Below are 26,476 nucleotides of genomic sequence, written 5' to 3'. Positions count from 1 at the left end.
TCAGGGTTGGGTGGTGATGAGCGGATCCAGCATGGCGCGCAGCCGCCTTATCGCCACCTCGTGCCGCAGCGTCTGCGCCCCGCGCCCATAGGTCATTGCCTTGCGGATGAGCCGCAGCTGCTCGCGCTGCAGCTGGGTTTTCAGGCGCCGTGCGCGCAGGCCGAAGGTCCAGCCCATTTCAATGCGAACCCTGTAGCGCGACAAAGGCGCGCCCAGCCGAATCCACTCGTCGTCGCGGATCAGATCGCGCTCGGGCACGAAGTAAGCTGCAAGGGCATGCAGGTAGGCGCCGTTCTCACGGGCGGCCACGCGCCAGAAGAGCCCGGCCGCGATCATCGCGGGGATGCCTTTGACGACCAGCAGCACCGCCATCTCGCCGTAGCCGCCGTCGAAAAGATCTTCGAGCCACGGCGAGTTCCAGATGAAATGCATGACCCAGGCGAGCGCAAAGCACAGAAGGGCGCAGCCGATTCTTGCCGCCATGGGGCGTTCGGGGTGCAGCAGGAACCACGCAACGCCGAAGGACGCAATCGTTGTGTAGGCCGCATGGCTCCACAGCCCGCTCAGCAGCCCGCGCGTCAGCAGGTTCAGGAGCACCGGGTACACCTGGTTCTCGAGCGGGAAGTGCATGGAGGCGTTGACGGTGTAGGTGAGGTTTTCGACCACCTGAAAACCGAGCCCCGTCATGGCACCGACGATGAGCACCGAAAGGTAGGTTTGAAACTGGTTGCGCGCCACAAGAATCAACAAAATGACGCCGGCAAGCTTCAGGAATTCTTCGGTAATAGGGCCCGCAATGGCCGGCCCCCAGACCGCGACAAAATCCGGCGACACCAGCTTGGCGCACAGGCTTTGAATGGCGATGTTCGCCGGCGCGGCAAAGTAAACCGCTCCCAGGCCACCCCATGCAAAGGCCAGCACAAAAGCTTCCGGCGAGTGCTGCTCGAGCAAGTCCAATGCGCGAAAGACGAGAAGAAAAAGCAGTGTGTAGATGCCCCACACCAGCACCCCCAGCAACGCGGTCACGGGAACCACGCGGAACCCGACCGAGAACATGTTGAAGGTATAGAACAGGCCGTTGACGATCAGCACCGCCAGCAGCCAGAAGGCCGCGCGATGAGGCTGAAAGAACGAATCGGTGCCAATCGGCCATTCGGCCCGATCCTGCGGCTCGCCGACGTCGAGGTTCACTGCGGGGCCTCCAGGTCCATGGACTCCAGCATGCTTCGGGCGTCGGCCATTGCATCGTTCAAGCCGTCGCTCGCGCCGTAGACGTCAATCTGCACGAGCGAGCGACGCTGCACGTCCACCACTTGCCAGAACCGGCCGGCCAGCTTCGATCCGTAGTAGGCAAAGGTCTTGCCCTGCAGGCCCCAGGGCGTGACGAAGCCGGACACGTCGCCGTCGATTTGCAGCCCCTGGCCGCGCTCCATGAGGCGCTGCTGCCGTACCAAAGGCCCGTCAGGCCCGCCCGCCCATTGGCCCGTGGTCACCAGAAACTTGTGGCCCCCTTTGAACAGCATCAGCGACTGGCCCGCCTTGGAGCGCGACACGTCCATTTCCCATCCTTCGGCAGGAACGAACCTCGCATGCCCGACGGCCACTGTTTCTCCCGCGGCGAGCGGCCGGTTGCCAGGCGTGCGGCGGTCCCAGAATGTCAGGCCACCGACGTAGGCGGCAATTGCGAGGAGCACGGCAAGCGCGCCTGGCCAGGTGCGGTACGGAATGCGGCGGGAGGGCTCGAGCATGCGTTCATCGTGCCACGAAGAAAGCGAAGGCCTGCAGAGTCGTCGATCGAATCGGGTGACGTCAGCTGGTGATGCCGCGCTTGCGCGCACGGTAGGCCAGCTGGGGGCGCGTAATGCCCAGCGCACGCGCGGCCGCGGAGAGGTTTCCGCCGCATTGCTCCAGCGCACGGCGTATCAGCGACTCTTCCATTTGCCCCAATGAGCCGGAGCCGACGCGGTCTGGCACCGTGTGGCTTGCAGGCGCGGGCTGCGAGGGCAGGGCGCCGGCAGAACCCGCGCCCGCCAGGTGGCCGTCCGGCCGCACCGACAGCACGTTCTTGTCCAGCGTTTCGCCGCTGGTGAACAGGTGGTGAACCTCGAGCAGGCTGCCCTCGGGGGCGACGATCACGGCGCGCTCGATGAGGTTCTGCAGTTCGCGGATGTTGCCGGGGTAGTCGTAGTTCAGCAGCGCCTTGACCGCGGCTTGCGTGAAGCCGGTGGCCTGCCGGCCGTGCTTGCGGCTGTAGTGCTGCAGAAAATGGCTCATCAAGAGCGGCACGTCGTCACGCCGCTCGCGCAGGGGCGGCAGGTGAATGGGAAAGACGTTGAGCCGGAAGAAGAGGTCGTCGCGAAACCTGCCTTCGCGCACCGCCTGGCGCAGATCGACGTTGGTGGCCGCAATGACGCGTGTGTCGACCTGAATGCTGCGCGTGCCGCCCACGCGCTCGACTTCGCCTTCTTGCAGCGTGCGCAGCAGCTTGCCCTGGGCCGCGTAGCTGAGCGTGCCGATCTCGTCCAGGAACAGCGTGCCGCCATGGGCGCGCTCGAAGCGGCCCGGCCGTGCCGCGCCGGCACCGGTGTAGGCGCCGCGTTCCACGCCGAACAGCTCCGACTCGATCAGCGTCTCCGGAATGGCCGCGCAATTCACCGCGACAAAGGGCTTGTCGTGCCGCGGGCTGATGCTGTGCAGCATGCTGGCGAACTTTTCCTTGCCGACGCCGGACTCGCCGGTGAAGAGCACCGTGGCCGTGGTCGGCGCCACGCGATGCAGCAGGTGGCAGGCTGCGTTGAAAGCCGAAGACGCGCCGACCATTGCGTCGCTCTTGCGCGGCGGCGTGGGCAACTCCGCGGCCTGCGGCGCCCCGACGGAAACGCCGACGAAATCGCGCGCGCGCAGGTAGCGCATGTCTTCTTCCACGTCGTCCCAGCGTTCGGCGGATTTTCCGATCACGCGGCAGTGGCTCTCGCCCATCGAACGGCAGACGACTTCGCGAAACACCACCAGCCGCCCGAACAGCGTGCTGACGTAGCCGGTGGCATAGCCCACCTGCATCCAGCAGGCCGGCGAGCCGCCGATGCCATAGGCCGCAATGTGCTCGTCGTCTTCGACCGAGTGGTGCCAGATGAATTCGCCTTCGTAGTCCGAAGTCTCGGGGTCGTAGCGCGCGTGCACCAGCTCGACCTTCACCAGGCCTTCCAGCGCATGCAGGCGGGTGCCGGCCATGGCGGCCGCGGCCGGCTCGGCCTCGGGCCAATGCTTGCGCACCAGCTGCGCGTCGCGCGCGCCGCTGACGTAGCCCGCGCGGGTGAAGAGGCCGCGGGCCTTCTCCTGGCCCAGGCTGTCGATCAGTTCGCGCCGCAGGGACCCCAGCGCTTCGGTGTGCAGAAGAACCATGCGCTGGTCCTGCAGCCAGATGCGGCCGTCACCCGGCGAAAAGAACAGGCACTCGCTGATGTCGGCAATCGTCGGGTGTTCTTCGTTGCCCACGTGCGAGGCCTCGAAGCGGCTCATTGCGCGCGCCACTTCGGCACCGTCGAAACGGCCCAGCGCGGCGCCGGTGGCGCGCGCCACTTCGGCCAGCGAGATCCGCTCCGGGACCGATGAGGTGGTGGCTTTGGTCAATTTCGAGTTCATCGTTTGGTGAAACGAGCGGCCGATTTTTAATCATTTGGTGAAACCGCGGATCAGGGTAAACCAGTTATCCAGAATAACTATTGCGACTTCGGGAATTCACCTAAATCTCCAATGAAAAGCAGCGTCGCCCAGCGAGGCCGAGCCACCCGCTGCGGCGCCGCTGGTATGCCCGTTGCGAAAAGAAGGCGTGCCGCGGGCATTTCCACCCGAGGCCGGCCGATCAACTTTTTCGCAAGGGGTGAGTCATGGGTATTTCCGAAAAGCTGGTGTTCCTGGACGCGGCGGCCTGGGCCGGCAAGGTGTTCAACGGCGAGTGGGTTGCGTCCGCGGGCGGTGTACGCGATGTGGTCGAGCCGGCCACGGGCCAGGTGATGGCCACCGTCGGCATTGCCGATGCGCAAGACGTGGGGCTGGCCACGGCCGCCGCGGCGCAAGCGCAGAAAAGCTGGGCGCAGGTTGCGCCGCGCGAGAAGGCCGCGGTGTTCCAACGGGCCGCGGCGTTGTTCCAGGCGCACTTCGACGAGCTGGCGCTGTATGTGGCCCGGGAGACCGGCGCCATCTTGCCCAAGGGACAGCATGAGGTGCGCGAGGCCATCACGCTGTGCCATCTGGCAGCGGCCATGCCCATGCAATCGCAGGGCCACGTCCTGCCGAGTGCGAACGGCACCACCAGCCTGGCGCGGCGCGTGCCGCGCGGTGTGGTGGGCGTGATCTCGCCTTTCAACTTTCCGCTCATCCTCACCATTCGCGCCGTGGCGCCGGCCCTGGCGGCGGGCAACGGCGTGGTCGTCAAGCCCGACTCGCGCACGCCGGTGAGCGGCGGCTTCATGATCGCCCGTGTGTTCGAAGCAGCAGGCCTGCCCGCCGGCCTGCTGCAGGTGCTGCCCGGCGACGCCGCCGCCGGTGAAGCGCTGGTGACCGATGCGCGCGTGCCGATGATCGCTTTCACCGGCTCGCCCGCGGTGGGCCGGCGCATCGGCGAACTGGCGGGGCGCCATCTGAAGAAGGTGACGCTGGAGCTGGGCGGCGCCAACTCGCTGATCGTTCTGGAAGACGCCGATCTCGACATCGCGGCCAGCAATGCCGCCTGGGGTGCCTACCTGCACCAGGGGCAGATCTGCATGGCGACCAATCGCATCATCGTGCACGAGAGCATTGCCGCCGCCTTCACGCAGCGGCTGGTCGCGAAGGCCCAGCACCTGCCGGTAGGCGACGGTGCCAGCGGCCAGGTGGCACTGGGGCCGCTGATCGACGCGAAGCAGCGCGACCGCGTGCACGCCATCGTGCAAGACAGCATCGCGGCCGGCGCGCAGTTGCTGGCCGGCGGCAGCAGCGAGGGCCTGTTCTACAAACCCACGGTGCTGGCGGGCGTGAAGGCCGGCATGCGCGTGTACGACGAAGAAGTGTTCGGCCCCGTTGCCAACATCATCACCTTCAAGACCGACGACGAAGCCGTGGCCCTGGCCAACAACCACCAGGGCAGCCTGGCGTCGGCGGTGATCTCGCCCTCCATCGGGCGAGCCATGGCCATGGCCGCGCAGTTGAACTCCGGCATGGTTCACATCAACGACCAGACCGTGAACGACGAGTGCGTCAACCCCTTCGGCGGCCCCGGCATCGCCGGCAACGGCAGCAGCGTGGGCGGCCCCGCCGACTGGGAGGAATACACCCAGTGGCAGTGGCTGACCATCAAGCAGGCGCCGCACGCCTATCCGTTCTGAGTGCTTGTTATCGACCGAACTCACAAGGAGACATTTCATGCAGCTTCAAGGAAAAACCATCGTCGTCACCGGCGTGTCGTCGGGCATCGGTGCCGAGGTGGTTCGCATCGCGCGCTTTGCCGGCGCCCGCGTCATCGGCGTGGACCGCAACGACCCCAGCCTTACGCTCGACGGCTTCGTCAAGGCCGACCTGAGTTCCGTCGCCGCCATCGATGCGGCCGTGGCGCAATTTCCCGAGCGCTTCGATGCGCTGTGCAACATCGCCGGCGTGCCGGGCACGGCGCCCGTCAAGCTGGTGGCCGACGTCAACTACCTGGGGCTGCGGCACTTGACCGAACAGGTGCTGCCGCGCATTCCGCGTGGCGGCTCCATCGTCAACGTAGCCTCCATCCTCGGCGCCGAATGGCCGCAGCGACTGGATCCGCACAAGGCCCTGGCCGCGGCGCGGGGCTTCGAGGCCGGCGCCCACTGGCTGCGCGACCACCCCGTGCCGCAGGAGACCTGCTATCAATACTTCAAGGAAGCGCTGATCGTCTGGAGCGCCACGCAGTCGCAGAAATGGTTTATGGAACACGGCGTGCGTATGAACTGTGTGGCGCCGGGGCCGGTGTTCACGCCGATCCTGGGCGACTTCGTGAGCATGCTCGGCCAGGAGCGGGTGCAGGCCGATGCGCACCGCATGCTGCGCCCCGGCTTCGCCGACGAGATCGCGCCGGTGATCGCGTGGCTGTGCAGCGACGAGGCGCGCTGGATCAGCGGCGCCAACATTCCCGTCGACGGCGGACTGGCATCGACCTACATCTAAGCCGCCATGACCCATACCGCCTTTTTCTCCGTGCTCGACACGGCGCCTCTCGATCCGGCTTTGGCCAGCTTTCTGGCGCAGGCCGCCGCCCAAGGCAACCCGCCGCTGGAGTCGCTGCCGCCGCCAGTGGCGCGCCAGATATACCGTGAGCTGGCCGCCGGCCTGGGCCTGCCGGCGCCGGCCATCGCATCGGCGATCGACCGTGTCATCGACGGGCCCGGCAGCCCGTTGACGCTGCGCATCTACCAGCCCAATGCCGAGGGGCCGCTTCCCTTGCTGCTCTACGTGCACGGCGGTGGCTTCGTGATCGGCGATCTCGAAACGCACGACAAGGTCTGCCGCACCCTGTGCCATGACGTGGCCGCCGTGGTGGTGGCGGTGGACTATCGGCTGGCGCCCGAACATCCTTTTCCGGCAGCGGTGGACGACGCGGCCTGTGCGCTGCGCTGGGTGGCCGCGCATGCGCGCGAGCTCGGCGCAGATCCGTCGCGCATCGCGCTGGCCGGCGACAGCGCAGGCGCGCAGCTCGCCGCCGTGGCAGCACTGCGCGCAGCCGGTGCTGCTGCGCTGCACGCACCGCGTGCGCTGGGCCTCATCTATCCCGTGGCCCAGCACTACAGCGAACCGAGCCCTTCGATGGCCGAGAACGGCGAGGGCAAGTTCCTCTCCACCGGCGTCATGCAATGGTTCATCGACAGCTACCTTGGCGGGCGGCAAGAGCTGGCACGGCACGCCGATTTCGCCCTGCTGCATTCGCAGGCACTGGGCGCGCTGCCGCCCACCTGGCTGGCCACCATGGGCCACGACCCGCTGCGTGACGAAGGCCATGCGCTGGCGCTGCGCATCGCACAGGCCGGAGTGCCGACCGAGCACCGCCATTACCCCGGTGCCATTCACGCCTGCATTCACTTCACCGCGGTATCGTCGCTGGGCACCCAGGTGATGGCCGACCTGGCCGCGTGGCTGCGCTTGCAACTGTCGAACCCGATGCCGGGCTGATCGCTGGGGGGCGCCATGCCACTCGATGAGCGGGATAGGGTGGCCAGCGCCGCTTCGCGCAGCAATTGGCGCATTTGGCTGACATCATCTTTGTCGGAAGTCGTGATGCTCGTCGGCGATGATTCAAGGCCTCGAGGCCTCGAGATACCGTGGGATTGTTTTAAAGCTACTTCATGCAGCAGCAAGTTCTCTCCGCACACGACATCTTTCCGCACATACGCATCGTCATGGGAATGGTGATCGGCCTCGGTCTCACCCGGCTGCTCTCGGGCGTTGCGCGCATCGTGCAGCACCCGGCCCAATATCGGCTCTATGCCGTGCACCTGGCCTGGGTCGCTTCCGTGATGCTGACGCTGGTGCATTTCTGGTGGTGGGAGTTCGGCCTTTACCAGATCCAGATCTGGACGTTTGGTACTTATGCGTTCATCGTCAGCTACGCCGTCGTGCTGTTCCTGCTGTGCGCGCTGCTCTTTCCAGACAGCATGCGGGACTACGAGAGCTACGAAGATTATTTTTATGCCCGCCGCGCGTGGTTCTTCGGCTTGCTCGCCGCGACCTTTCTGCTGGATGTCGTCGACACCCTCATCAAGGGCGAAGCGCACTTTGCACGCTTTGCGCCGGAGTACCTTGTTCGCACTCCCATTCTCGTGGTGCTCTGCGTCGTGGCGGCAGTAACGGCCAACCGGCACTTCCACAGGATCTTCGTGGCCGCCGTGCTGGCCTATCAGCTGTCGTGGATTTTCCGTCTCTTCGACACGCTGGATTGATCTTTTGGCCCCCGCATGCTGTCGTTGGTGTGGCAGGTGCAAAGATCGACGAAGGAACTTCCATGAACATTTCCGGCCAGCGCATTTCCTGGATGCTGGGCATTGCAATGTCGGTGGCACTGTCGCCAGCGCGAGCCGACGATGCCTGCACAGACAAGGCCCAGAACCAGGCACAGCTGAACGAATGCGCTGCGGCCGATCTGAAGGGGGCCGATGCCCGGCTCAACAAGCTGTACAAGGAAATGCAGCTGCGCCTGCGGGGAGACCAACGCACCGGCAAGCTGTTGGTGGACGCCCAGAAAAAATGGTTGAACTTTCGCGATGCCGAATGTGCCTTGCAGACTGTGCGGACCGCCGGTGGCAGCATTCAACCAATGAACGTTGCCAGCTGTCTTGCCCGGCTCACCCAAGGCCGTGCCAAGGAGTTCGAGAACCTTCTGGGCTGCAGCCTTGCAGCCGATGAACAGGAACGCGCCGGTTGCGCGATACCCCGCGAAGCCGGGCGCTGAGAGCCAGATCGTCAACTTGACGTCCGCTTCCGGGAGTCGCGGAGGGCCGCAGTAGGCTGGTTGCAGGCGCTCGGATTTGAAGCTCGAACGCCGGGTCGCTGAGGGGGCAGATCGAGCGTGATCTGATCCATGCTCAGCATCGTCGCTGGCGCTCACGCAGCGCGCCAGCCGTATTCACGAGAGGTATTGCAGGCCGACCCTACTGCGACTTCCGCACAGGTAACGCACCCGCGTGGACGATAAGATCGGCCACCTGCTCCCCTTTGCCGCGTCCTTGTTCCCGAATCTCCCACGCCCCGCCTTCCTGCCCCGCCGCATCCTTAGCGACAAAGAGCGCTACGACTTCGTCATGCGGCGCGATCGGTTGTTTGCGCTGTGTACGCCAAGCGAACAGCGCCGGATCATGACACTGGCGCATTGGTTCGACGCTCATGACCCGCTGTTGATGGCCAAGCCCAACCTCTTCACGCGAGCTGGCGGCGTGGTGGCGCTGGATCGCGTTTTGCCTTGGATGCGTATGCTGCCGGGCCACCAGCGCCGTGCCCCTAGTCTCGTTGAGCGCGGGCTCGCGACTGTGGCCAACGGCATCGACATGCTCGAGAAATGGCGCGGCCAGCGTGCGCTGCGCGGCTTCATCGCCGAGCTTGAAGCCCTGCAGGTTCAGGGCGAGGCGGACGTCTTGTTCGGCGTGGTGCATTTCCTGCGGATGGTGCCGGTGCAAGTGGGCTTAGATGCGCAGCGGGAGCCACTCAAGCAGGAGCTGGAACGGCTCGTCGCAGCCTGTATGGGGGACGCGAGCGTGCCGGCGGTGCAGCGGTTTGCGGCGATACAGCGCTGCGCGTTATGGTCGCGGGACGTGACGGGCTGGACGCACGACGTGCGCGACCTCGACCTGCACACCTGGCGGCAGTTGCTGGCGTTGCTGCAGGAGGATGCTGCCGCCGCCGTTCATGTCGTCGACGAGCATTGGGATCGACGGACGTCGCCCCAGTTGTTCAGTAAACTGAGTCTGCACGAAGACCCGCAGCTTGCCTACCGGCTTGCCGTTGCGCTGCGGCCGCACCGGCCAGACGTGGCTGCGGCGCTACTGGGCGATTCCATCTTCTACGCATCGTTCCAGCGCGAGAAGCTGCGCGGCGACGAGGCCGCGCTCATGGCGCTGGAGAAAGTGATGGACGGCTCCTGCGCTCTACTGGCCGAATGGGTCCTCACCGAGGGCGTCCTGGGCGTCGACTCCGCGATGGCGGCGCTGCAGAAGCTCTTTCAGTTCGGCGACCCCGCGCAATCCTACTGGCGCTGTTTGCCGCACAGGGCGATGGCGCTGCTGCGCAGCCTGCTGCCAGCCGGGCAATCGCATCCGGTGCCCACGCTCGCCTGCGTGGCCCTTTACTCGCCCGTAGGTGACCCGCTGGGCGCCATGGCGCTGGAGTTGCTGGAAGACACGGTTCGCCGACTGACGGAAGACGCGCCGAAAGCGCCGCTGGAGGCACTTTCCCGGTTGACAGACTTCTTCCAGTTCACGCTGTCCCGGCTGGAGGACAAGGTGCTCAGCGGTCGAAACCGGCGCGTGCCGACGCAGCCCGATCATGGGCTGCTACACATTGTGGACCGCGTGGTGGACGACCTGATGGCGCGCGTCGCGGTGGAGATGCCGGAGCAGGTGCTCACGAAACGTATGCTGCTGGCCCACGGTCTTGCCAATGAGACATTGATCCGCAAGCACCATAGGCTGCTGCGCGCGGAGTTCGAGGGCCTGGCCCGGGCCTACCCGCAGAACGCTGGCCGCATGATGAAGCGGCTCATCAAGTATTGCGCGTACAGCCAAGTTGATGACGAGATGTACAAGCGAGACTTGTGCTCCGAGTCCTTCTACCTGCTGCTCCCAATCTTGGACGCCATCTCACCGCCAGACGCGGCAGTCGCCCGCGAAGGCATAGGCTGGAACTTGCGCGAGCAAGGCTACGACAGGGACGAATAAGCGCGCGCAGGCCAACATCATTGCTGCACCGAGTAAGGTTTTGCAGACCTTTCCTAGACGTCCGGGCTGCGACAGATTTCGAGGCCGGCCATGAGCCGCCACTCGCCGCTGATACCGCCATTTACTACTCGCTGATGCTCCTGCTCGGATTTGCCTGGTACAAGTTCGGGCAAAACTTGCTTCGGAAGGGGCGTTGGGATGAGAACGGCGAACGCACCGAGGGACTTGTAGGGCCGGTGGGATTGGTCGTGACTGCTGTCGGGGTCTGCTACTTCTTGTTTGAGTTTTTGCGCGCACTGGTTCGGGGTGAGGTGCCCTGCGTCGGCAAGGCTTGCAGGATGCAGGTCTACACCCTGGCGGCAAGTGCTGGCGATTACTGGGCCAACATGTTTTTCCTTGCGTGGATGGTGCTTGGCCTGAGCTATGCGGTTTATGTGACGCTCAAGATTTGGTTCCGAGCGTAGAGCGGCCGGAGGAGCGGCGACACTGCGGCGCGTGATGGGCGGCGGTCCGTTCGCGACGGCGGGGCGTCCGGCTGCAGTCGACGGCGGATTCAACCGGTCGATGCAACACACCAACCACAGCCTATCCCTGCGGCAATCCAGCGCGAGGCCTACCATATGCGCGACAGCCCAAGTTTTTCGGCAAGAGCGAAGCCTTCCGTTTTCACATGAGGAGAACGAAATGATCCAGCCGTCGATTGAGATCCGCAGTGCCACGTCCGATGAGATTCCGCGCGCCGTCGCGGCGATCGTGGCTGCATTCCTCACAGACCCGCCCGCGCGATTTGCGTGGCCTTCGCCGCACGACTATCTCTTGGCCATGCCCGTGGCCACTGGCGAGTTCGCGGGCAGCAGTTTCCAGCACGGCACGGCCTATGTGTCCGTGGACTTCTGCGGCGCCGCACTCTGGCTGCCTCCCGGCGTGGAGCCGAACGGCAAGGCTCTCGAGAAAGTGTTCCGTGACACAGCAAAGCCTGAACACATGGACGATCTGCTGGCCACTTTCGAGAAGATGGAGGAGTCGCATCCTCGAGAACCTCATTGGTACTTGCCCCAGATTGGCGTCGAGCCGAACGCACAGGGAAAAGGCATCGGGGCGGCGTTGATGCGTCACACTCTCGCCCGTTGCGATGAGGAACAATCGCTGGCATATCTCGAGGCCTCGAAGCCGCAGAACATCCCGTTCTACCAGCGCCATGGTTTCGAGGTGATAGGCGAGATCCAGGTGGGTTCAGCACCGCTCCTCACGCCCATGCTCCGTAAGCCCCGCCGACCATGAACTGACCCGCGCGCTTGCCGGATCGCAGGAAACCATTCGGCACACGGGCATGCGCGCCCGTGGACGTCAGAGCGGGCTACTCCCCCTCCACCCGGTCCCGTCGCATGGCACGCCAGAGCGCGAGGTCGTAGCCGATCTTCAGCAGCCCGCAGGCGATGAGCGGCAGCGAGATCCATCCGGCTGCAAACAGCGCGCCGCTGATCGTCGGGCTGATGGCCGCGGCGAGGCTGCGCGGCACGGCCGTGAAGCTCGCCGCGGCGCTGCGCTCCGCCGGGGTTACCACCGCCATGACGTAGGCCGTCCGCGTGGGCACGTCCATCGACGACAGCGCACTGCGAACCATCAATAGGCCGAGTGCGATCGGCAAGCTGGGCGCCAGCGCCGCAAGCACCAGGCAGACGTTGGCCGGCAAGTGCGTGAAGACCATGGTGTTCAGCAGGCCGATGCGTTGGGCGACCACCGGTGCGGCAAGTTGCGATGCCGCGCCGAGCAATCCGGTCCAGAAGAAGAACACGCCCGCCTCGGTCAGCGAGAGGCCGAACCGCTCCAGCAGCCACAGCGACATCAGTGCGTTGATGGCCAATCCACCGGCAAACGAATCGACGCTGAAGAGTGCCGCCAGCCGCATCACCACGCGCCGCGACGGTCCGAGCGGTGCCGGTGCGACAGGCGCGCTGTCCGCGTTGTCGCTGCTGCCGGCGTGGGCGGGCAGATGCCGGTAGAGCCAGAACACAGCCAGCCCGATGGCCGCGTAGACCGCGAACATTCCGCGCAGTGCGTCGAGCCGCGTGAACTCGCTGTGCCGAACCAGCCAATCGGGCACGGCCGCGGCCAATGCACCCAATGCCGCACACAACGCACCCAGTAGGCTGTAGCGTGCGAACAGGGCAGTGCGGGCATGGCCCTGCGCCGCCGCAGCCAGCCGTGCGTGTTCGAGCGGAAGGAACACGCTGACGTCGCCCGAACTGGGATTGAGCGTGCCGACCAGCGCGACGATCAGCAATGGCCAGAACGACGTCAGGCCCGCGAAGCCCAGGCCCGTGGCCGCCATCAGCAAGGCGGCACCGCGAAGCAGCCGGCCGCCCGCGAAGCGATATCCCCAAGCGCCCACTGCGAGGGTGGCGAGCGCCGAGCCCAGCATCGTCGCCGTGGCGACGATGCCGACCTCCAGCGTACCCAGCCCGATCGACAGCAGGTAGGCCGGCAGCAGCACGGCCATGTAGCCGTCCCCGAAGGCGCGCAGTCCGCGCGCGGCGAGCAAAGGCAAGGCGCTCGGATCGACCCCGGCTGGCAGCAGGTTCGCAAGACCAGTGCGCGCGGCCGCCGAAGGTGCGGCGCTCATCGGCGTGGCCTCGGGTGTTTGGCCTCGACCGGCCGGCCTGCAGCCTGCCAGCCGTCGAAGCCGCCGCGCAAATACCGCGCATCGAGGCCCATGGCGCGCAGCCGCATTGCGGTGCTGCGCCCGACCTCATGCCCGTAGACGCAATAGACCATGACACTGCGGCCCGCCGGCAGCTCGGAGGCCCAGCGGTCCACAACCGACGGGTCGAACCACGCGGCGCCCGGGATCATTGCGGTCGCCCGCTCGAACACACCGGCACGGCGAACGTCGAGCAGCATCGATCCGGCGACCTCATCTTGCGTCGCGCCGAAGGGCTCACTGGCGGCGTGCACTGCCTGCTGGTAGCGTTCGTACACCCGAGCCCAGTAAATGTTTTCCATGAAGGTGTCGACATACACGCCCGCCGCGGCGCCGTGGTCCAGATGGTATGCGTGCTCGTACATGTCCAGAGCCAGGATGGGTGTGGCGCCGGCAAGCGCGTGTGCATGGTCGGCGGCCCACTGGTTGACGAGCGTGCCTTCGCGCGGCTGGAAGCTCAGCAGCACCCAGCCCGAACCCCCGCCAAGGGCTTTGCCCATGGCCGCGAACTCTTCACGCCAACGTTCGACACTGCCGAAGTTGGCCGTCAGGGCCAGCGCCATGGCCGGCGCCATCGGTTCGCTATTGCCGCCGAGCGAGGCGAAGTACAGCTCGTGCAGCAGCATCGAATTGGTGGCGATCAGTTCTTCCCGTTTGAGGCCGTTGAGCTGAAACCCCGGGGTGGATGCGCAAGGCATCGCGGCGAGTTGCATTCGAATGGCATTGAGGCGTTTCACCGCACCGCCATAGTTGTTCTGGTGATGGCTGGCAAGCAGCTTTTCCGACAGGCCGCGCAGCGTGGCGAGGTCGAAGGGCAAGGGTTGAATCCGGGCGTCCATGGTGGCTCCTTCAGCGCAATTGGGGAAGCAGCAAGGTCACGGCCAGCCCGATGGTCGCGCAGGCACCGAGCAGCGGCATCACGCCGACCTTGAAGCGGAACAAGGCCATGGCCGCAACTGCGGCGACGACCGCCGAGACCGCATCGAAGCGGCCACTGAATCCTTGCGGCCACAGCACGTGGTACGCGAAGAAGAGGGCCAGGTTGAGGATCACGCCGACCACTGCCGCCGTGATGGCCGACAGCGGCGCCGTGAAGCCCAGTTTGCCGTGTGTTGCCTCGATGGCGGGGCCGCCGGCCAGGATGAAGATGAACGATGGCAGGAAGGTGAAGAAGGTGACGACCGTTGCTGCCAGCGCGCCCGCAAGAAAGAGCGAGTCGGGCCCGAGCACCTGCTTCAGCCATCCACCCACGAAGCCGACGAAGGCCACCACCATGATCAGCGGTCCCGGCGTGGTCTCGCCGAGCGCGAGCCCATCGATCATCTGCGCGCCGGAGAGCCAGTGGTACTGCTCGACCGCGCCTTGGTACACGTAGGGCAGCACCGCGTAGGCGCCGCCGAAGGTCAGCAGCGCCGCCTTGGTGAAGAACCACCCCATCTGAGTGAGGGTGCCGTGCAGCCCCTGCGTGGCGATGAGAAAGCTCATCGCCAGCAGCCAGAGGCCCAAGCCGATAGCCAAGATCCTGACCAGGTGCGATCGAGAGAAGCGCGCATGCGGCGGCGTCGGTGTGTCATCGTCGATGAGTGCCGGGCCGTAGCTTTGCCTGGCGTTGCCGTGGTTGCCACCCAGCGCGAACACCTCGGGCCATCGGCGCGCCCCGAAGTAGCCGATCAGCCCGGCGGCCAGCACGATCGCCGGGAACGGCGTGTCGAACGCGAAGATGGCCACGAAGGCGGCAGCGGCGATGCCCCACATCCACCGGTTCTTCAACGCACGGCTGCCGATGCGATGGGCCGCATGCAATACCAGCGCAGTGACCGCCGGCTTGATACCGTAGAAGATGCCGGCCACCACCGGCACGTTGCCGAAGCGCAGGTAGACCCACGACAGCGCGATCAGGATGAACAGCGAGGGCAGCACGAACAGCGCACCGGCCACGATGCCGCCGCGGGTGCGGTGCATGAGCCAGCCAATGTAGGTGGCGAGTTGCTGCGCCTCGGGCCCGGGCAGCAGCATGCAGAAGTTGAGCGCGTGCAGGAAGCGCTTTTCGCTGATCCAGCGCCGCCGCTCGACCAGCTCTGTATGCATGATCGCGATCTGGCCGGCGGGTCCGCCGAAGCTGATGAAGCCGAGCTTGAGCCAGAAGCGCAAGGCGTCGACAAAGGAAACGGGCTGGAGGGGCGCAGAAAGCGCAGGAGGTGCGTCAGGCAAGGCGGTGTCCACGGAGTGCTCCGTTGTGAGTCACCAGCGCTTGGACGGGACACCGTCTAACTTTGCAGACCGGGAGGCTGTTTTCCCGATGCCGCCATCGTATCACCGGCCTGAATCCATTGTCTGCTTCCATCCGGATGCGAGTGCGCCCGCTTCCATTGCAGCGCATCGAATGCAAGCGCCAACCGGCAGGGCAATCTCGTTGCCGCAATCAGGGCTGCACCTGTCTCCGCCGCCAGTCCCCGGGTGGCAAGCCGAAGCGCCGTTTGAAGGCCCGGCTGAAAGCGGCCTCCGACTCGTACCTTGCATGATCGGCAATGATCTTGATCGGCAACTCGCTGCTCTTCAAATGCTTCGCGGCCAGCTGCAGGCGCCAATGCGCCAGGTACTGCATCGGCGGTTGATCGAGAAAGTGCTTGAACCGCTCGCTGAGCACGGTGCGCGACACGCCCACGCCGCGCGCCAGGCTCTCCAGACTCCAGTTCTGGAGCGGCGCCTCGTGCAGCAGCTTCAGCGCCGGGCCGACCACGGCGTCGTTGTACGCCGCGAACCAGCCCACCTCGTCGGCCGAGAGGCCCTGCATGTGCTTGCGCAAGATTTCCACGAACATCAGCTCGGTGAGGCGCGGCAGCATGCTTCGCCATCCGGGCTGCGGCTTGCTGGCTTCCGTCATGGTGTGGCGGATGGTGGTCGCCAGCCAGTGGTCGGCCGGCGTGGCGTCGGGGGTGATGTGCAGCACGTCGGGCAGGTGCCGCAGCACCGGGTGGAACAGCAACTCGTCGCAGCGAATGAATCCGCAGATGATGCTGGTGGCACCGCCGCCTCCGCCATGCTCCACCAGCGGCATGCCGGCCCACGGAAGCTGCGGCAGCAACTGGCCGATGTGCACCGGCGCCGTGGCGTCGCCGCCGCTCAGGCGGTGGACGCCGCCATACGGCAGCAGCACGGCATCGCCGTTGTTCAGCCACACGGGTTCGCGTTCAGGCAACTCGATCCGGCAGCGGCCGGAGCCGATGATGTGAAAAGGAATCACGCGGCTCGAACCGAGCGCAAGCATCGCGGCCATCTGGCCTGAATCGACGCTCGTCACGCACCAGGGCTCGCGGAACTCGGCGCGGAACAGCACCATGCCGGTGACGTGCATGCTTTCGAGCAAGTCCGACAGCATGTCCCCCGAACGACCCGGCGCTGTTTGGGTCAAGACTTCCGGCATTTCGGTCATGGTCTGCCTCCGGCATGAAGCGTACGCTGGCTCCACTCATTAATGGAGACCGCTATGAACACCGAGACACGCGATCTGGTCGTTGTAATCACGCATGGCATCGACCATGAATTGTCCTCCGTCGGGCTGGTCATCGCCTTGGGCGGCATGACATCGGGCCTGAAGGTCTCCATTTTTCTCACCAGCGCGGGCGTCGATCTTGTGCGGCGCGGCGCATCCGACATGACGCACGTCAAGCCGCTGGAGCCGTTGGCGGACATGCTGCGCGACTTTCTCGGGCGAGGCGGCACGCTCTGGGCTTGCACCCCCTGCGTGAAGAGCCGCGGCTACACGCAGGAGAACCTGCTGGAGGGCGTCGTCATCGCGGGGTCGAGCGTGATGCACGAGCTGATCAAGCGGGGCGCTGCGACCTTGAGTTTCTGAAAAAGGCGGCGGGATGGGGCCGAAGCCACCGATGGCTGCTGTTCCCAGGCCAATCGCGTTAGAGTCTGGCCACGTCCACAAGACCCGCCATTCCACATGCCAGACTTGCAAGACGCACCGGTATCCACGTCACGTTCCCGCATGCCGCTGCTGCTGCGGCTACTTCGAGTGCTTCCCATCGGCGCCTGCCTTCTGGCGCTGGGCTGCGCAAGCCCGCGAGCGCCCCCTTCGACAGGCGTCTACAGCACCTCGCCCCTGACGGCCGAGCAATCGAACGGCGTGGCCATCCATGCGTTGGGCCTGGTCGGCACGCCGTACCGCTATGGCGGCAACACGCCGGAGGGCGGGTTCGATTGCAGCGGGCTCATCGGCTACGTGTACAGAAACAGCGCGGGCCAGGCCATGCCGCGCACGGTGGCGCGATTGGCCGGGTTCGGTCACCCGGTGCCTTCGTCCGACATCCGCTCGGGCGACCTGGTGCTCTTCGGCGCGTCCACGCCGTCGCATGCGGGCATCTACGTGGGAGCGGGGCAGTTCGTGCATGCGCCATCCACCGGCGGCGAGGTGCGGCTCGATCGGCTCGACGGGGTCTACTGGTCGCGCCAGCCGATGCAAGTGCGCCGGCTCTGAGTCCGGGTTTTCCATTACGCAAAGCCACGCACGCGGGCCACGCGGTCCGACGGATGCGGGTTCGAGGCTGGCGGGGAACACTCCCGGGTTCAATACCCAGGAGACATTCCCATGCACAGCATCCGCCGCCACCTGGTGTGGCTCGTCGTGGCCGTGGTCGGCGCATTCGCGCTGGGCACGGTCGCCCTGACGCGAGGTGAAAGCGTCAACACCCTCTGGGTGGTGACCGCCGCGATCTGCACCTACCTGATCGCCTACCGCTACTACAGCCTGTTCATCGCCGAGAAGGTGCTGGGGCTCGACGGCAACCGCAAGACGCCGGCGCACCGCCACAACGACGGGCTCGACTACGTGCCCACCGACAAGAACGTGCTGTTCGGCCACCACTTCGCGGCCATTGCCGGTGCCGGCCCGTTGGTGGGCCCGGTGCTCGCCGCGCAGATGGGCTACCTGCCCGGCCTCTTGTGGGTGCTGGCGGGCGTGGTGTTCGCGGGCGCGGTGCAAGACTTCATCATCCTGTTCATCTCGACGCGGCGCGACGGCCGCTCGCTCGGCGACCTGGTCAAGCAGGAGATGGGCGTGGTGCCCGGAATGATCGCGCTCTTCGGCACCTTCATGATCATGATCATCATCCTCGCGGTGCTGGCGCTCATCGTGGTGAAGGCGCTGGCCGAATCGCCGTGGGGCACCTTCACGGTGGCGGCCACCATTCCGGTGGCGCTCTTCATGGGCGTGTACCTGCGCTTCATTCGCCCGGGGCGCATCGGCGAGGTGTCGCTGATCGGCTTCGTGCTGCTGATGCTCGCCATCTTCGGCGGCCAGGCCGTGAGCCAGAACCCCGAGTGGGCGCCGCTCTTCACCTTCGACGGCAAGGCGCTCACGTGGATGCTCGTGGGCTACGGCTTCGTGGCCGCCAGCCTGCCGGTGTGGCTGCTGCTGGCGCCGCGCGACTACCTCTCGACCTTCCTGAAGATCGGCACGATCATCGCGCTGGCCATCGGCATCGTGTTCGTGATGCCCACGCTGCAGATGCCGGCCATCACGCAGTTCGCGCAGGGCAACGGGCCGGTGTGGTCGGGCAGCCTGTTCCCGTTCCTGTTCATCACCATCGCCTGCGGCGCGGTGTCGGGCTTTCATGCGCTGATTTCGTCGGGCACCACGCCCAAGATGCTCGACAACGAACGCCACGCCCGCTTCATCGGTTACGGCGGCATGCTGGCCGAATCCTTCGTGGCGGTGATGGCGCTGGTGGCGGCTTCGTGCATCGAGCCGGGCATCTACTTCGCAATGAACAGCCCGGCCGCGCTGGTGGGCAGCACCGCGCAGCAGGCGGCGCAAACCATCTCGAGCTGGGGCTTCGTGGTCACGCCCGAGATGCTGGTGCAAACGGCCAAGGACGTGGGCGAGAGCACCATCCTCGGCCGCGCGGGCGGCGCGCCGACACTGGCCGTGGGCATGGCCCACATTCTTCACCAGGTGATCGGCGGGCAGGCCATGATGGCCTTCTGGTACCACTTCGCGATTCTGTTCGAGGCGCTCTTCATTCTCACGGCCGTGGACGCCGGCACCCGCGCGGGCCGCTTCATGCTGCAAGACCTGCTGGGCAGCTTCGTGCCCGCGCTCAAGCGCACCGATTCGCTGCCGGCCAACCTGTTTGCCACGGCGCTGTGCGTGGCGGCCTGGGGCTACTTCCTGTACCAGGGCGTGGTCGATCCGCTGGGCGGCATCAACACGCTGTGGCCGCTCTTCGGCATCTCCAACCAGATGCTGGCCGCGGTGGCGCTGCTGCTCGGCGTGGTGGTGTTGTTCCGCATGAAGCGCGAGCGCTATGCGTGGGTGGCGATTGCGCCGGCCGCATGGCTGCTGGCCTGCACGCTCACGGCCGGCTGGCAGAAGATTTTCTCGCCCGACCCGAAGATCGGTTTTCTCTCGCATGCGGCCAGGTACACCGAAGGCCTCGCCAACGGCGTGCTGGTGGCGCCGGCCAAGACGCCCGAGGCCATGTCGCGCATCGTCTTCAACGACCGGCTCGACGCGGCGCTGTGCGCGCTCTTCATGTTCGTGGTGCTGAGCGTGCTGGTGTACAGCATCAAGGCCTGCCTCGCGGCACGCGCGGCCAACCGGCCGACCGCGCAAGAGACGCCGTTCGAACCGCTCGCCGCATCGGCCGCGCGCTGAGCCAACCATGGGTCTCGCATTGCCGGAAGCCGGGCGCTACTTCGCCCGCTCGCTCAAGCAGTCGCTGCGGCTCATGGTCGGGCTGCCCGACTACGACGCCTACCTGACCCACATGGCGGCCACGCACCCGGACCAGCCGCCGATGAGCTACGAGGCCTTCTTCCGCGAACGGCTGGAGGCGCGCTATGGGGCGGGCAAGGGGCGCTGCTGTTAGGGCCATGCTGGCCGTGCGGGATTCGGCTTTCAGGACGAGAACTTCAGGATTACAGTTTGCCCACGCCCGCACGTCCGCGAGCAGCATGGGGGACACCATGAGCCAGGATCCGTTCGCAGAGTTCAAGAAGCGGCAGCGGGACATGTGGTCGAGCTTTGCGCCGACGGCCACGTTCACGCCTCCTGTCGCGGGGCATCTCGTGAAGTTCGCGCGCATCCAGCCGGGCGAAGCCGTGCTCGATGTCGGAACCGGCACGGGCGTCGTGGCCATCACCGCCGCGCGAAGCGGTGCGAAGGTCGCGGGCCTGGACCTCACGCCCGAACTGCTGGAGGTGGCCCGCGAGAATGCGCGCATCGCCAGGCATGAAGAGATCGTGTGGACCGAGGGCGATGCCGAGCAGTTGCCCTATGCCGATGCGTCGTTCGACGTGGTGCTCAGCCAGTTCGGCCACATGTTCGCGCCGCGCCCCGAGGTGGCGATTGCGCAGATGCGCCGTGTGCTGAAGCCCGGCGGGCGGGTGGCGTTTGCCACCTGGCCGCCCGAGCACTTCGTGGGACGCATGTTCGCCTTCGTCGGGCGCAATTCGCCACCGCCGCCCGCAGGCGCATCCCCGCCGCCGTTGTGGGGCAATCCCGCCACCGTGGCCGAGCGGCTCGGGGCAAGCTTCGATGCGCCATTCTTCGAGCGAGGCGTCATGGCTTACCCGGCCCTGAGCGTCGAGCACTTCCGGCTGTTCATCGAGCGCTCGATCGGCCCGTTGCAGAAGCTGGTGGAGAGCCTTGCGGGTGACCCGCAGAAGCTCGAGTCGCTGCGTGCCGAGTTCGAAGCGTTGGCAGCGCCCTACCACTTCGACAACGTCGTGCATCAGGACTACCTGTTGACGCGCGCTCACGCGCGCTGAGCTGCCGTCCCGTCGTCCGGGCTTGACCCGCGCGGAACGCGGGTGATAGCCTGCGGCGCCCGCGAGGAGCGGGCGTCTTTCCACCGGACACCCGGACGAACAACAGAACGGACCTTATGACTCTGCACACGCGCCTCTACTTCACGAAACCCGCGCCGCTGCGCACCGCCTGTCACGGCGTGGTGCTGGCATGCGCGCTGCTGGCGGGCAACGCCATGGCGCAGAAACCGCACCAGGGTGCGCTGGACGCGGCCACGCAGCAGAAGGAAGAGGCGCTGAAACTGCTGGAGCGCATGGTCAACATCGACTCCGGCTCGGCCAGCACCGAAGGGCTCGACAAGGTGCGTGAAATTGCCGTCGACGAGCTGCGCAAGCTCGGCGCGCGCATCGAGACCTTTCCGGCGGAGCCGCATCCCGGCACCAACGTGGTTGCCACGATCACGGGGCAGGGCAAGAAGAAGATCCTGATCCTCGCCCACATCGATACGGTGTTCAAGGAAGGAACGGCCGCGGCCAAGCCGTTCTACATCAAGGACGGGCGCGCCTACGGCCCCGGCGTGATGGACAACAAGGGCGGTGTCGTCGCAGGCCTGCAGGCGCTGAAGATCCTGCAGAAGATCGGCTTCAAGAACTATGGGCAGATCACCTTCCTCATCGACACGAACGAAGAGGTCGGCTCGGTCGGAACCAGCGCGCTCATCGAGCGCATTGCCAAGCAGCACGATGTGGCATTGAACCTGGAGCCGGGCCGTCCCGCCGACGGGCTCGTGGTGGAACGCAAGGGCTCGGCCACGGCGCTCATCGAGGTGAAGGGCCTTGCCTCGCATGCGGGCGTTGCGCCCGAAGCCGGTCGCAACGCCGCCATGGAAGTGGCGCACCAGGTGCTCCAGCTCTCGAAGACGGGCGACCCGGTGAAGAAGACCACGGTGAACTTCACGGTGCTCACGGCCAACGGGCCGACCAACGTAATTCCCGCCACCGCAAGCGCCAAGGGCGACGTGCGCGCCGCCACGCCCGAAGAGCTCGACCGTGTCGAGAAGGACCTGGCCCGCATCTCGCAGAACAAGCTGATTCCCGAAACCGAAGTGCGCGTGCGCCTCATCCGCGGCCTGCCGCCGATGCCGCGCTCGCCTGCATCGGACAAGCTCGTCGCCATGGCCGAAGGCATCTACGCCGAGATCGGAAAGAAGCTCACCATCGAAAGCAGCGGCGGCGCGGCCGATGCCAGCCTGGTGGCGGGCGTGGGCGTGCCGGTGCTCGACGGCTTCGGCATCGTGGGCGGCGGCATTCACACGCCGGACGAATACGCCGAAGTCGAAAGCGTGGTGCCGCGGCTTTATCTGCTGTCGCGCATGCTGATGGACCTGAGCGCCAACTGAAGCATCGGCAGGCACGGACTCAGGCACCGCCTGAGCCTGCCTGTGTGAATTCCAGTTTCTTTTTGCAAGCGCTTGCTGCCAGGATGCCCTCCACGCAAACAACCGGTGGAGAACATCGATATGGCATCCGAATTGAATCAAATCGCAAGCTGGTCGCTGCGCTGGCGCATCGTCCTGGCGAGCGGCCTGTGCCTGATGGCCGCGCTCTCCGCGGCGCAGCCGCCGGATTCGAACGTCGTCCTGCATGCCGAGCAGCGGTTCCAGCTGGCGCTGGAAGCCCAGACCGCTCGCGACTACCGCACCATGCTCGAACAGCTCCGGCGAGCGGCCGGGGAGGGCAGCGCCGAGGCGCAGGAGATGCTGGGCATGGTGCTGCTGACAGGCCCCACGCTTTACGGCCCCGCGATCCAGGCCGACCGCTGCGAGGCCCGAGGCTGGATGCTCCAGGCCGCATCGCAGGGCAGCGATACGGCGAAGACCCAGCTCATTTTCCTGAACAGGCTGCGCCAATCCCCGGGCGGCAGAAGCGCCTGCGAATAGCCTGCGAGAGAGCCTGCGGATGAGTCTTCTGCGTCGCGGCGGCCGTGACGTGGAGTTACCAGTGCGTGTGCGAGGATGCTTCTTCCGGGAATGCGGGGCTAGACTCTTGGCTCACGAAACCCTCGATACCCTCGCGGTATGAGACAGACTCATCATCATGAAATTCTGGTTGATTTCCATTGCGCTTGCTTCGGCGGGCGCCGCCAACGCCGCTGCTGAAAACTGCGAAGCCCTGCGGACCCAGATCGAATCGAAGATCGCCGCGGCCGGCGTCACGCGTTTCACCGTAACCACCATCGATGCCAATGCGCAGGCGAGCGGCCAGGTGGTCGGCAGCTGCGAGCTCGGCAGCAAGAAGATCGTTTATCAGCGCGAAGGCGCACCACCCGCCCCGGATGCAGCCTCGTCCGGCGCGGCCCCGCGCGCGGGTGACGAAAGCATCTTGACGGAGTGCAAGGACGGCACGGTTTCCGTCGGCGGCGACTGCAAGAAGTAGCCGCCCGGCGCACAGCCTTTTCCCGGAGCAAACCTTGTCATCCAAAGCATTCCGCATTGCACTCTCGGCTTCGGCCGCTACCGTTGGCGGCATCGCTGCGTACTGGACCCTCCTTGCGGCACGCCAGGGGCACATTCTTTTCAACGCCCGAAAGCTTCCCGTCGTTCATTTGTCCGACGAGTTTTCCACCTACTCCCACACCGTGCCGGGCGGCATGGTCCGCGGGTATGTCTATCACCCGCATGGTGAAGAAGCGCTGCAGGACCTGTTCATCTATTTCGCCGGCCGGGGCGAGGACGTGCGCGCCACCGCGCAGGCGTTGCACTGGCTTCCCGAAGGCTTCGGGTTTGCCGCCGTCAACTACCGGGGCGTGGCCGATTCGCAGGGCCATCCCTCCGAGATCGCGTCGGTAGCAGACGCCATCCAGTTTGCCGGCCACTTGCGCAAGGCCTTTCCGCAGGCGCGCCTGCACGTGGTCGGGCGCAGCCTGGGCACGGGTGTTGCCATCCAGCTGGTGGCGCAGCAGGAGTTCTCGAGCCTGCAACTGGTCACGCCGTACGACTCGATGCTGGAAGTGGCCAAGAGGCGCTTTCCGCTGGTGCCGCTTTCGCTGCTGCTGCGGCATCGCTTCGATTCGCTGACGCACTGCAAGGAAGTGGCCGCCAAGACCCAGGTGCTGCTGGCCGAGCGTGACGATGTGGTGCTGCCGGAGCGCTCGCAGAAGCTCATCGCCGCATGGCCGACCCCTATCTCGGTGCAGACCGTTCCCGGCTCCGACCATCACAGCATCATGGGCCTTGAAGCGACCTGGCTCCATCTGGTCGACTTCGCGCTGACGGCCATCCTTCCCGAGCCGGTCGCAGCCTGAGCTGCTGGAGAAGCCTTAACTTCAGCCGGCACCCAGGGCCGCAAAGCCGCATTCAAGATCGCGCAGCAGATCCGAGGGCGCTTCGAGCCCCACGTGCAGCCGGATGACAGCACCGCGCCGGCTCCAGTCGGTCACGCTGCGCGCTGCGCGCATGTTGGCCCAGGCCACCAGGCTCTCGTAGCCGCCCCACGACGAGCCCCGGCCGAACAGCGAGAGGGCATCGACCATCCGTTCGACCGCGGCATTTTCGACGCCGGGTTGCAGCTCGAACGAGACCAGCCCATTGGTGCCGCGGCAGTCGCGCTTCCAGAGGCCGTGGCCCGGATGCTGCGGCAGCGCGGGGCAGAACACGGCCGCCACTTCGGTCCGTGCCTCGAGCCAGCGTGCCACTTCGAGCGCATGCCGCTCGTGCATCTGGAGCCGGGCCGACAGGGTGCGCATGCCGCGCAGCACCAGCCATGCATCGTCCGGGCTCACCGTCATGCCGAAGGCGTCGCAGCGTTCGTTGAGCGGCTGCCAGGCCTCGCGCGTGGTGGCGACGGTGCCCATCATCACGTCCGAATGGCCCGAGAGGTATTTGGTGGCGGCCATCAGCGAGATGTCGGCGCCCAGCGCGAGCGGCCGGTATTGAACGCCCGAGCCCCAGGTGTTGTCCGCCGCGAGGAGCGCGTCGCGCGCATGCGCCAGTTCGGCCAGCTTCGGCAGGTCGCACATCTCGTAGACCAGCGAGCCGGGGCACTCGGCATACACGAGCCTGGTGTCCGGCTCGAACAGCTCTTCGATGCCGCTGCCGTCCGCGGCAAAGAAGCTGCAGCGGATGCCGTAGGGATCGAGGAACGAATGCACGAGGTTGCGCGCGGGTTCGTACACGCTGTCCGACATCAGCACATGGTCGCCGGGCTTCAGGTACGACAGCAGCACCATGCCGATGGCGGCAAGGCCGGTGGGGAAGAGGCGCGTGCGGTGGGCGCCTTCGAGTTCGCTCACCGCGTCTTCGAGCGCGAAGGTGGTGGGCGTGCCGCGTGCGCCGTAGCTGAAGGCGCGCTCGCCATCGCGCCGCGCGCGCGTGTCGCGCATGGCTGCCACGCTGTCGAACAGCACGGTGCTCGCACGCACCAGCGGCGTGTTGACCGGTGAGCCGCCGAAGTAGGCCGGGGCCTTGCCGGTGTGGACGAGCCGGGTGTCGAGGGACTGGCCTGCGGGGTCTTTGGACGAATCGGACATGGTGTGTTTCAGCGAGCGGGGGCCCCTATGGTGCGTCAATCCGCCTTCGCGCCGGAAAGCTTGACGACGCGCGACCAGCGGTCGATGTCCTGGCGCAGCTGCGCGGCAAAGGCTTCGGGCGTGTTGGCCACCACCTCGCTGCCGCCGTCGTTCACGAGCTTGGTCACCTCAGGCAGCCGCAGCGTGCGCACGATGGCTTCGTTCAGGTAGGCCACGCGCTCGGGCGGCGTGCCGGCCGGCGCGAAGAAGCCGTACCAGTCTTCGAAGCGGGCATTGGCGTAGCCCAGCTCCTCGAGCGTGGGTACCTTGGCGAACACGCCGATGCGGCGCGGGCTGGTGACGGCCAGCACGCGCAGCTTGCCGTTCTGCACCATGCCTGCGACCGACGAGGTCGAGGTCACGAGCAGGTCGACCTGCCCGCCGAGCAGGTCGGTGAGCGCGGGGCCGGCGCCCTTGTAGGGCACATGGGTCATGTCCACGCCGCTGTCCTTTTGCAGCACCACGCCGACCAGGTGCGAGAGCGTGCCGTTGCCCGGCGTGGCATAGGTGACCTTGCCGGGGCTGGCCTTGGCGCGCGTGGCGAGGTCGGCAAAGGTCTTGTAGGGCGAATTGGCTTCCACCACCAGCGCGAGCGGCGCCGCGTTGATCTGCGTGATCGGCATGAAGTTCTTCAGCGGATCGAAGCCGGGCGCCGAGTAGAGCGAAGGGTTCACCGCCATGATCGACACCTGCGAGGTCAGCACCGTGTAGCCGTCGGGCTTGGCCTCGGCCACCGACTTGGCGCCGATGTTGCCGCCCGCGCCGCCGCGGTTGTCCACCACCGCGGCCTGGCCCATGATTTCCGGCAGCCGCGTGGTGACCAGCCGGGCCGTGGCGTCGTTGCCGCCGCCCGGTGGAAAGGGCGAGACGAACTTCACCGTTTGCGACGGAAAGCCGTCGCGTGCCGGCAGCGGCTGGGCCGAGGCAGGCTGCAGGGCCATGGCCGCGAGCCATGCGGCAGCGACGGAAAGGCGGGCAAGGCTCGGAATGCGATGGGCAGACGACATGACGGGACTCCTGGAAAGGAAC

At 66.2% G+C, this 26,476-nt stretch carries 26 protein-coding genes; 17 read left to right on the top strand and 9 right to left on the bottom strand.

Annotated elements, in window-relative coordinates:
• The 3 genes from ABIC94_RS06645 to ABIC94_RS06635 all read right to left on the bottom strand — a co-directional run bounded on the left by ABIC94_RS06645 (nt 1) and on the right by ABIC94_RS06635 (nt 3,642).
• Nucleotides 1–1,191, bottom strand: a complete 1,191-nt coding sequence (locus tag ABIC94_RS06645; protein ID WP_354372245.1) for a PrsW family intramembrane metalloprotease — start codon at nt 1,189–1,191, stop codon at nt 1–3.
• Complete coding sequence (locus tag ABIC94_RS06640; RefSeq protein WP_354372244.1) at nt 1,188–1,748, bottom strand: hypothetical protein; 561 nt, start codon at nt 1,746–1,748, stop codon at nt 1,188–1,190. Before ABIC94_RS06640 ends, ABIC94_RS06645 begins: the two co-directional genes overlap by 4 nt.
• Nucleotides 1,749–1,809: 61 nt before the next feature.
• A complete protein-coding gene (locus ABIC94_RS06635) occupies nt 1,810–3,642 on the bottom strand; it encodes a sigma 54-interacting transcriptional regulator (RefSeq protein WP_354372243.1) in 1,833 nt (610 codons plus the stop codon).
• Nucleotides 3,643–3,887: 245 nt separating this feature from the next.
• Between ABIC94_RS06635 and ABIC94_RS06630 the strand changes: the two genes are divergently transcribed.
• From ABIC94_RS06630 to ABIC94_RS06595, 8 genes are all read left to right on the top strand, one after another.
• Nucleotides 3,888–5,363, top strand: a complete 1,476-nt coding sequence (locus ABIC94_RS06630; RefSeq protein WP_354372242.1) for a benzaldehyde dehydrogenase — start codon at nt 3,888–3,890, stop codon at nt 5,361–5,363.
• Nucleotides 5,364–5,400: 37 nt separating this feature from the next.
• Nucleotides 5,401–6,168, top strand: a complete 768-nt coding sequence (locus ABIC94_RS06625) for a coniferyl-alcohol dehydrogenase (protein ID WP_354372241.1) — start codon at nt 5,401–5,403, stop codon at nt 6,166–6,168.
• A gap of 6 nt (nt 6,169–6,174) precedes the next feature.
• Complete coding sequence (locus tag ABIC94_RS06620; RefSeq protein WP_354372240.1) at nt 6,175–7,167, top strand: alpha/beta hydrolase; 993 nt, start codon at nt 6,175–6,177, stop codon at nt 7,165–7,167.
• A 173-nt stretch (nt 7,168–7,340) separates the two neighbouring features.
• Nucleotides 7,341–7,934 carry a hypothetical protein gene (locus ABIC94_RS06615; RefSeq protein WP_354372239.1) on the top strand — a complete coding sequence of 198 codons (594 nt, stop codon included), beginning with the start codon at nt 7,341–7,343 and terminating at the stop codon, nt 7,932–7,934.
• 62 nt (nt 7,935–7,996) lie between these two features.
• The gene (locus tag ABIC94_RS06610) at nt 7,997–8,443 is read left to right on the top strand and encodes a lysozyme inhibitor LprI family protein (protein ID WP_354372238.1); all 447 of its coding nucleotides are present in this window, start codon (nt 7,997–7,999) and stop codon (nt 8,441–8,443) included.
• Between the two features lie 232 nt (nt 8,444–8,675).
• Nucleotides 8,676–10,421, top strand: coding sequence for a hypothetical protein (locus ABIC94_RS06605; RefSeq protein ID WP_354372237.1), 1,746 nt, complete (start codon nt 8,676–8,678; stop codon nt 10,419–10,421).
• 134 nt (nt 10,422–10,555) lie between these two features.
• Entirely contained in the window at nt 10,556–10,885 is a 330-nt protein-coding gene (locus ABIC94_RS06600; RefSeq protein ID WP_354372236.1) for a hypothetical protein, read from the top strand.
• A gap of 220 nt (nt 10,886–11,105) precedes the next feature.
• A complete protein-coding gene (locus tag ABIC94_RS06595) occupies nt 11,106–11,702 on the top strand; it encodes a GNAT family N-acetyltransferase (protein ID WP_354372235.1) in 597 nt (198 codons plus the stop codon).
• Between the two features lie 76 nt (nt 11,703–11,778).
• On the opposite strand, the gene ABIC94_RS06590 is transcribed toward ABIC94_RS06595, so the two are convergent.
• The 4 genes from ABIC94_RS06590 to ABIC94_RS06575 form a co-directional block, all read right to left on the bottom strand.
• On the bottom strand, nt 11,779–13,044 hold the full coding sequence (locus ABIC94_RS06590) for an MFS transporter (protein WP_354372234.1): 1,266 nt from the start codon (nt 13,042–13,044) through the stop codon (nt 11,779–11,781).
• Nucleotides 13,041–13,961, bottom strand: coding sequence for a Fe-Mn family superoxide dismutase (locus ABIC94_RS06585; RefSeq protein ID WP_354372233.1), 921 nt, complete (start codon nt 13,959–13,961; stop codon nt 13,041–13,043). Before ABIC94_RS06585 ends, ABIC94_RS06590 begins: the two co-directional genes overlap by 4 nt.
• Nucleotides 13,962–13,971: 10 nt before the next feature.
• Nucleotides 13,972–15,345 (bottom strand): chromate efflux transporter, encoded by a 1,374-nt coding sequence (chrA, locus tag ABIC94_RS06580; protein ID WP_354372232.1) that lies wholly within the window; start codon nt 15,343–15,345, stop codon nt 13,972–13,974.
• A gap of 199 nt (nt 15,346–15,544) precedes the next feature.
• Nucleotides 15,545–16,555, bottom strand: a complete 1,011-nt coding sequence (locus ABIC94_RS06575; protein ID WP_354372231.1) for an AraC family transcriptional regulator — start codon at nt 16,553–16,555, stop codon at nt 15,545–15,547.
• Between the two features lie 54 nt (nt 16,556–16,609).
• On the opposite strand from ABIC94_RS06575, the gene ABIC94_RS06570 reads away from it, so the two are divergent.
• The 9 genes from ABIC94_RS06570 to ABIC94_RS06530 all read left to right on the top strand — a co-directional run bounded on the left by ABIC94_RS06570 (nt 16,610) and on the right by ABIC94_RS06530 (nt 24,184).
• Nucleotides 16,610–16,978, top strand: a complete 369-nt coding sequence (locus ABIC94_RS06570) for a DsrE family protein (protein ID WP_354372230.1) — start codon at nt 16,610–16,612, stop codon at nt 16,976–16,978.
• A 96-nt stretch (nt 16,979–17,074) separates the two neighbouring features.
• Entirely contained in the window at nt 17,075–17,608 is a 534-nt protein-coding gene (locus ABIC94_RS06565) for a C40 family peptidase (protein WP_436317945.1), read from the top strand.
• Nucleotides 17,609–17,719: 111 nt separating this feature from the next.
• Entirely contained in the window at nt 17,720–19,786 is a 2,067-nt protein-coding gene (locus ABIC94_RS06560; protein ID WP_354372229.1) for a carbon starvation CstA family protein, read from the top strand.
• Nucleotides 19,787–19,793: 7 nt separating this feature from the next.
• Nucleotides 19,794–20,000, top strand: coding sequence for a YbdD/YjiX family protein (locus ABIC94_RS06555; protein ID WP_124462312.1), 207 nt, complete (start codon nt 19,794–19,796; stop codon nt 19,998–20,000).
• Between the two features lie 97 nt (nt 20,001–20,097).
• On the top strand, nt 20,098–20,901 hold the full coding sequence (locus tag ABIC94_RS06550) for a class I SAM-dependent methyltransferase (RefSeq protein WP_354372228.1): 804 nt from the start codon (nt 20,098–20,100) through the stop codon (nt 20,899–20,901).
• Between the two features lie 116 nt (nt 20,902–21,017).
• Nucleotides 21,018–22,280 (top strand): glutamate carboxypeptidase, encoded by a 1,263-nt coding sequence (locus ABIC94_RS06545; RefSeq protein WP_354372227.1) that lies wholly within the window; start codon nt 21,018–21,020, stop codon nt 22,278–22,280.
• A gap of 120 nt (nt 22,281–22,400) precedes the next feature.
• Entirely contained in the window at nt 22,401–22,820 is a 420-nt protein-coding gene (locus ABIC94_RS06540; protein ID WP_354372226.1) for a sel1 repeat family protein, read from the top strand.
• A 157-nt stretch (nt 22,821–22,977) separates the two neighbouring features.
• Nucleotides 22,978–23,316, top strand: a complete 339-nt coding sequence (locus ABIC94_RS06535; protein WP_354372225.1) for a DUF1161 domain-containing protein — start codon at nt 22,978–22,980, stop codon at nt 23,314–23,316.
• A gap of 34 nt (nt 23,317–23,350) precedes the next feature.
• On the top strand, nt 23,351–24,184 hold the full coding sequence (locus ABIC94_RS06530; protein WP_354372224.1) for an alpha/beta hydrolase: 834 nt from the start codon (nt 23,351–23,353) through the stop codon (nt 24,182–24,184).
• A gap of 21 nt (nt 24,185–24,205) precedes the next feature.
• On the opposite strand, the gene metC is transcribed toward ABIC94_RS06530, so the two are convergent.
• Both metC and ABIC94_RS06520 read right to left on the bottom strand, forming a co-directional pair.
• Nucleotides 24,206–25,408 (bottom strand): cystathionine beta-lyase, encoded by a 1,203-nt coding sequence (metC, locus tag ABIC94_RS06525; RefSeq protein ID WP_354372223.1) that lies wholly within the window; start codon nt 25,406–25,408, stop codon nt 24,206–24,208.
• A gap of 35 nt (nt 25,409–25,443) precedes the next feature.
• Nucleotides 25,444–26,454 carry a Bug family tripartite tricarboxylate transporter substrate binding protein gene (locus ABIC94_RS06520; RefSeq protein ID WP_354372222.1) on the bottom strand — a complete coding sequence of 337 codons (1,011 nt, stop codon included), beginning with the start codon at nt 26,452–26,454 and terminating at the stop codon, nt 25,444–25,446.
• Nucleotides 26,455–26,476: the final 22 nt, after the last annotated feature.

This window comes from Variovorax paradoxus, assembly GCF_040544635.1.
Classification (GTDB): Bacteria; Pseudomonadota; Gammaproteobacteria; order Burkholderiales; family Burkholderiaceae_C; genus Variovorax; species Variovorax paradoxus_R.
This window is presented reverse-complemented; position numbering and strand designations above follow the sequence as displayed.

Excerpts from the sequence above, each read along its gene's own strand:
- ABIC94_RS06640 (WP_354372244.1), bottom strand. The coding sequence starts at position 1,748 with ATGCTCGAGCCCTCCCGCCGCATTCCGTACCGCACCTGGCCAGGCGCG.
- ABIC94_RS06600 (WP_354372236.1), top strand. The coding sequence starts at position 10,556 with ATGCTCCTGCTCGGATTTGCCTGGTACAAGTTCGGGCAAAACTTGCTT.
- ABIC94_RS06615 (WP_354372239.1), top strand. The coding sequence starts at position 7,341 with ATGCAGCAGCAAGTTCTCTCCGCACACGACATCTTTCCGCACATACGC.
- ABIC94_RS06590 (WP_354372234.1), bottom strand. The coding sequence starts at position 13,044 with ATGAGCGCCGCACCTTCGGCGGCCGCGCGCACTGGTCTTGCGAACCTG.
- ABIC94_RS06575 (WP_354372231.1), bottom strand. The coding sequence starts at position 16,555 with ATGACCGAAATGCCGGAAGTCTTGACCCAAACAGCGCCGGGTCGTTCG.
- metC (WP_354372223.1), bottom strand. The coding sequence starts at position 25,408 with ATGTCCGATTCGTCCAAAGACCCCGCAGGCCAGTCCCTCGACACCCGG.
- ABIC94_RS06570 (WP_354372230.1), top strand. The coding sequence starts at position 16,610 with ATGAACACCGAGACACGCGATCTGGTCGTTGTAATCACGCATGGCATC.
- ABIC94_RS06555 (WP_124462312.1), top strand. The coding sequence starts at position 19,794 with ATGGGTCTCGCATTGCCGGAAGCCGGGCGCTACTTCGCCCGCTCGCTC.
- ABIC94_RS06520 (WP_354372222.1), bottom strand. The coding sequence starts at position 26,454 with ATGTCGTCTGCCCATCGCATTCCGAGCCTTGCCCGCCTTTCCGTCGCT.
- ABIC94_RS06620 (WP_354372240.1), top strand. The coding sequence starts at position 6,175 with ATGACCCATACCGCCTTTTTCTCCGTGCTCGACACGGCGCCTCTCGAT.
- ABIC94_RS06540 (WP_354372226.1), top strand. The coding sequence starts at position 22,401 with ATGGCATCCGAATTGAATCAAATCGCAAGCTGGTCGCTGCGCTGGCGC.
- ABIC94_RS06635 (WP_354372243.1), bottom strand. The coding sequence starts at position 3,642 with ATGAACTCGAAATTGACCAAAGCCACCACCTCATCGGTCCCGGAGCGG.
- ABIC94_RS06630 (WP_354372242.1), top strand. The coding sequence starts at position 3,888 with ATGGGTATTTCCGAAAAGCTGGTGTTCCTGGACGCGGCGGCCTGGGCC.
- ABIC94_RS06560 (WP_354372229.1), top strand. The coding sequence starts at position 17,720 with ATGCACAGCATCCGCCGCCACCTGGTGTGGCTCGTCGTGGCCGTGGTC.
- ABIC94_RS06625 (WP_354372241.1), top strand. The coding sequence starts at position 5,401 with ATGCAGCTTCAAGGAAAAACCATCGTCGTCACCGGCGTGTCGTCGGGC.
- ABIC94_RS06610 (WP_354372238.1), top strand. The coding sequence starts at position 7,997 with ATGAACATTTCCGGCCAGCGCATTTCCTGGATGCTGGGCATTGCAATG.
- ABIC94_RS06545 (WP_354372227.1), top strand. The coding sequence starts at position 21,018 with ATGACTCTGCACACGCGCCTCTACTTCACGAAACCCGCGCCGCTGCGC.
- ABIC94_RS06550 (WP_354372228.1), top strand. The coding sequence starts at position 20,098 with ATGAGCCAGGATCCGTTCGCAGAGTTCAAGAAGCGGCAGCGGGACATG.
- ABIC94_RS06535 (WP_354372225.1), top strand. The coding sequence starts at position 22,978 with ATGAAATTCTGGTTGATTTCCATTGCGCTTGCTTCGGCGGGCGCCGCC.
- ABIC94_RS06565 (WP_436317945.1), top strand. The coding sequence starts at position 17,075 with ATGCCAGACTTGCAAGACGCACCGGTATCCACGTCACGTTCCCGCATG.
- ABIC94_RS06585 (WP_354372233.1), bottom strand. The coding sequence starts at position 13,961 with ATGGACGCCCGGATTCAACCCTTGCCCTTCGACCTCGCCACGCTGCGC.
- ABIC94_RS06595 (WP_354372235.1), top strand. The coding sequence starts at position 11,106 with ATGATCCAGCCGTCGATTGAGATCCGCAGTGCCACGTCCGATGAGATT.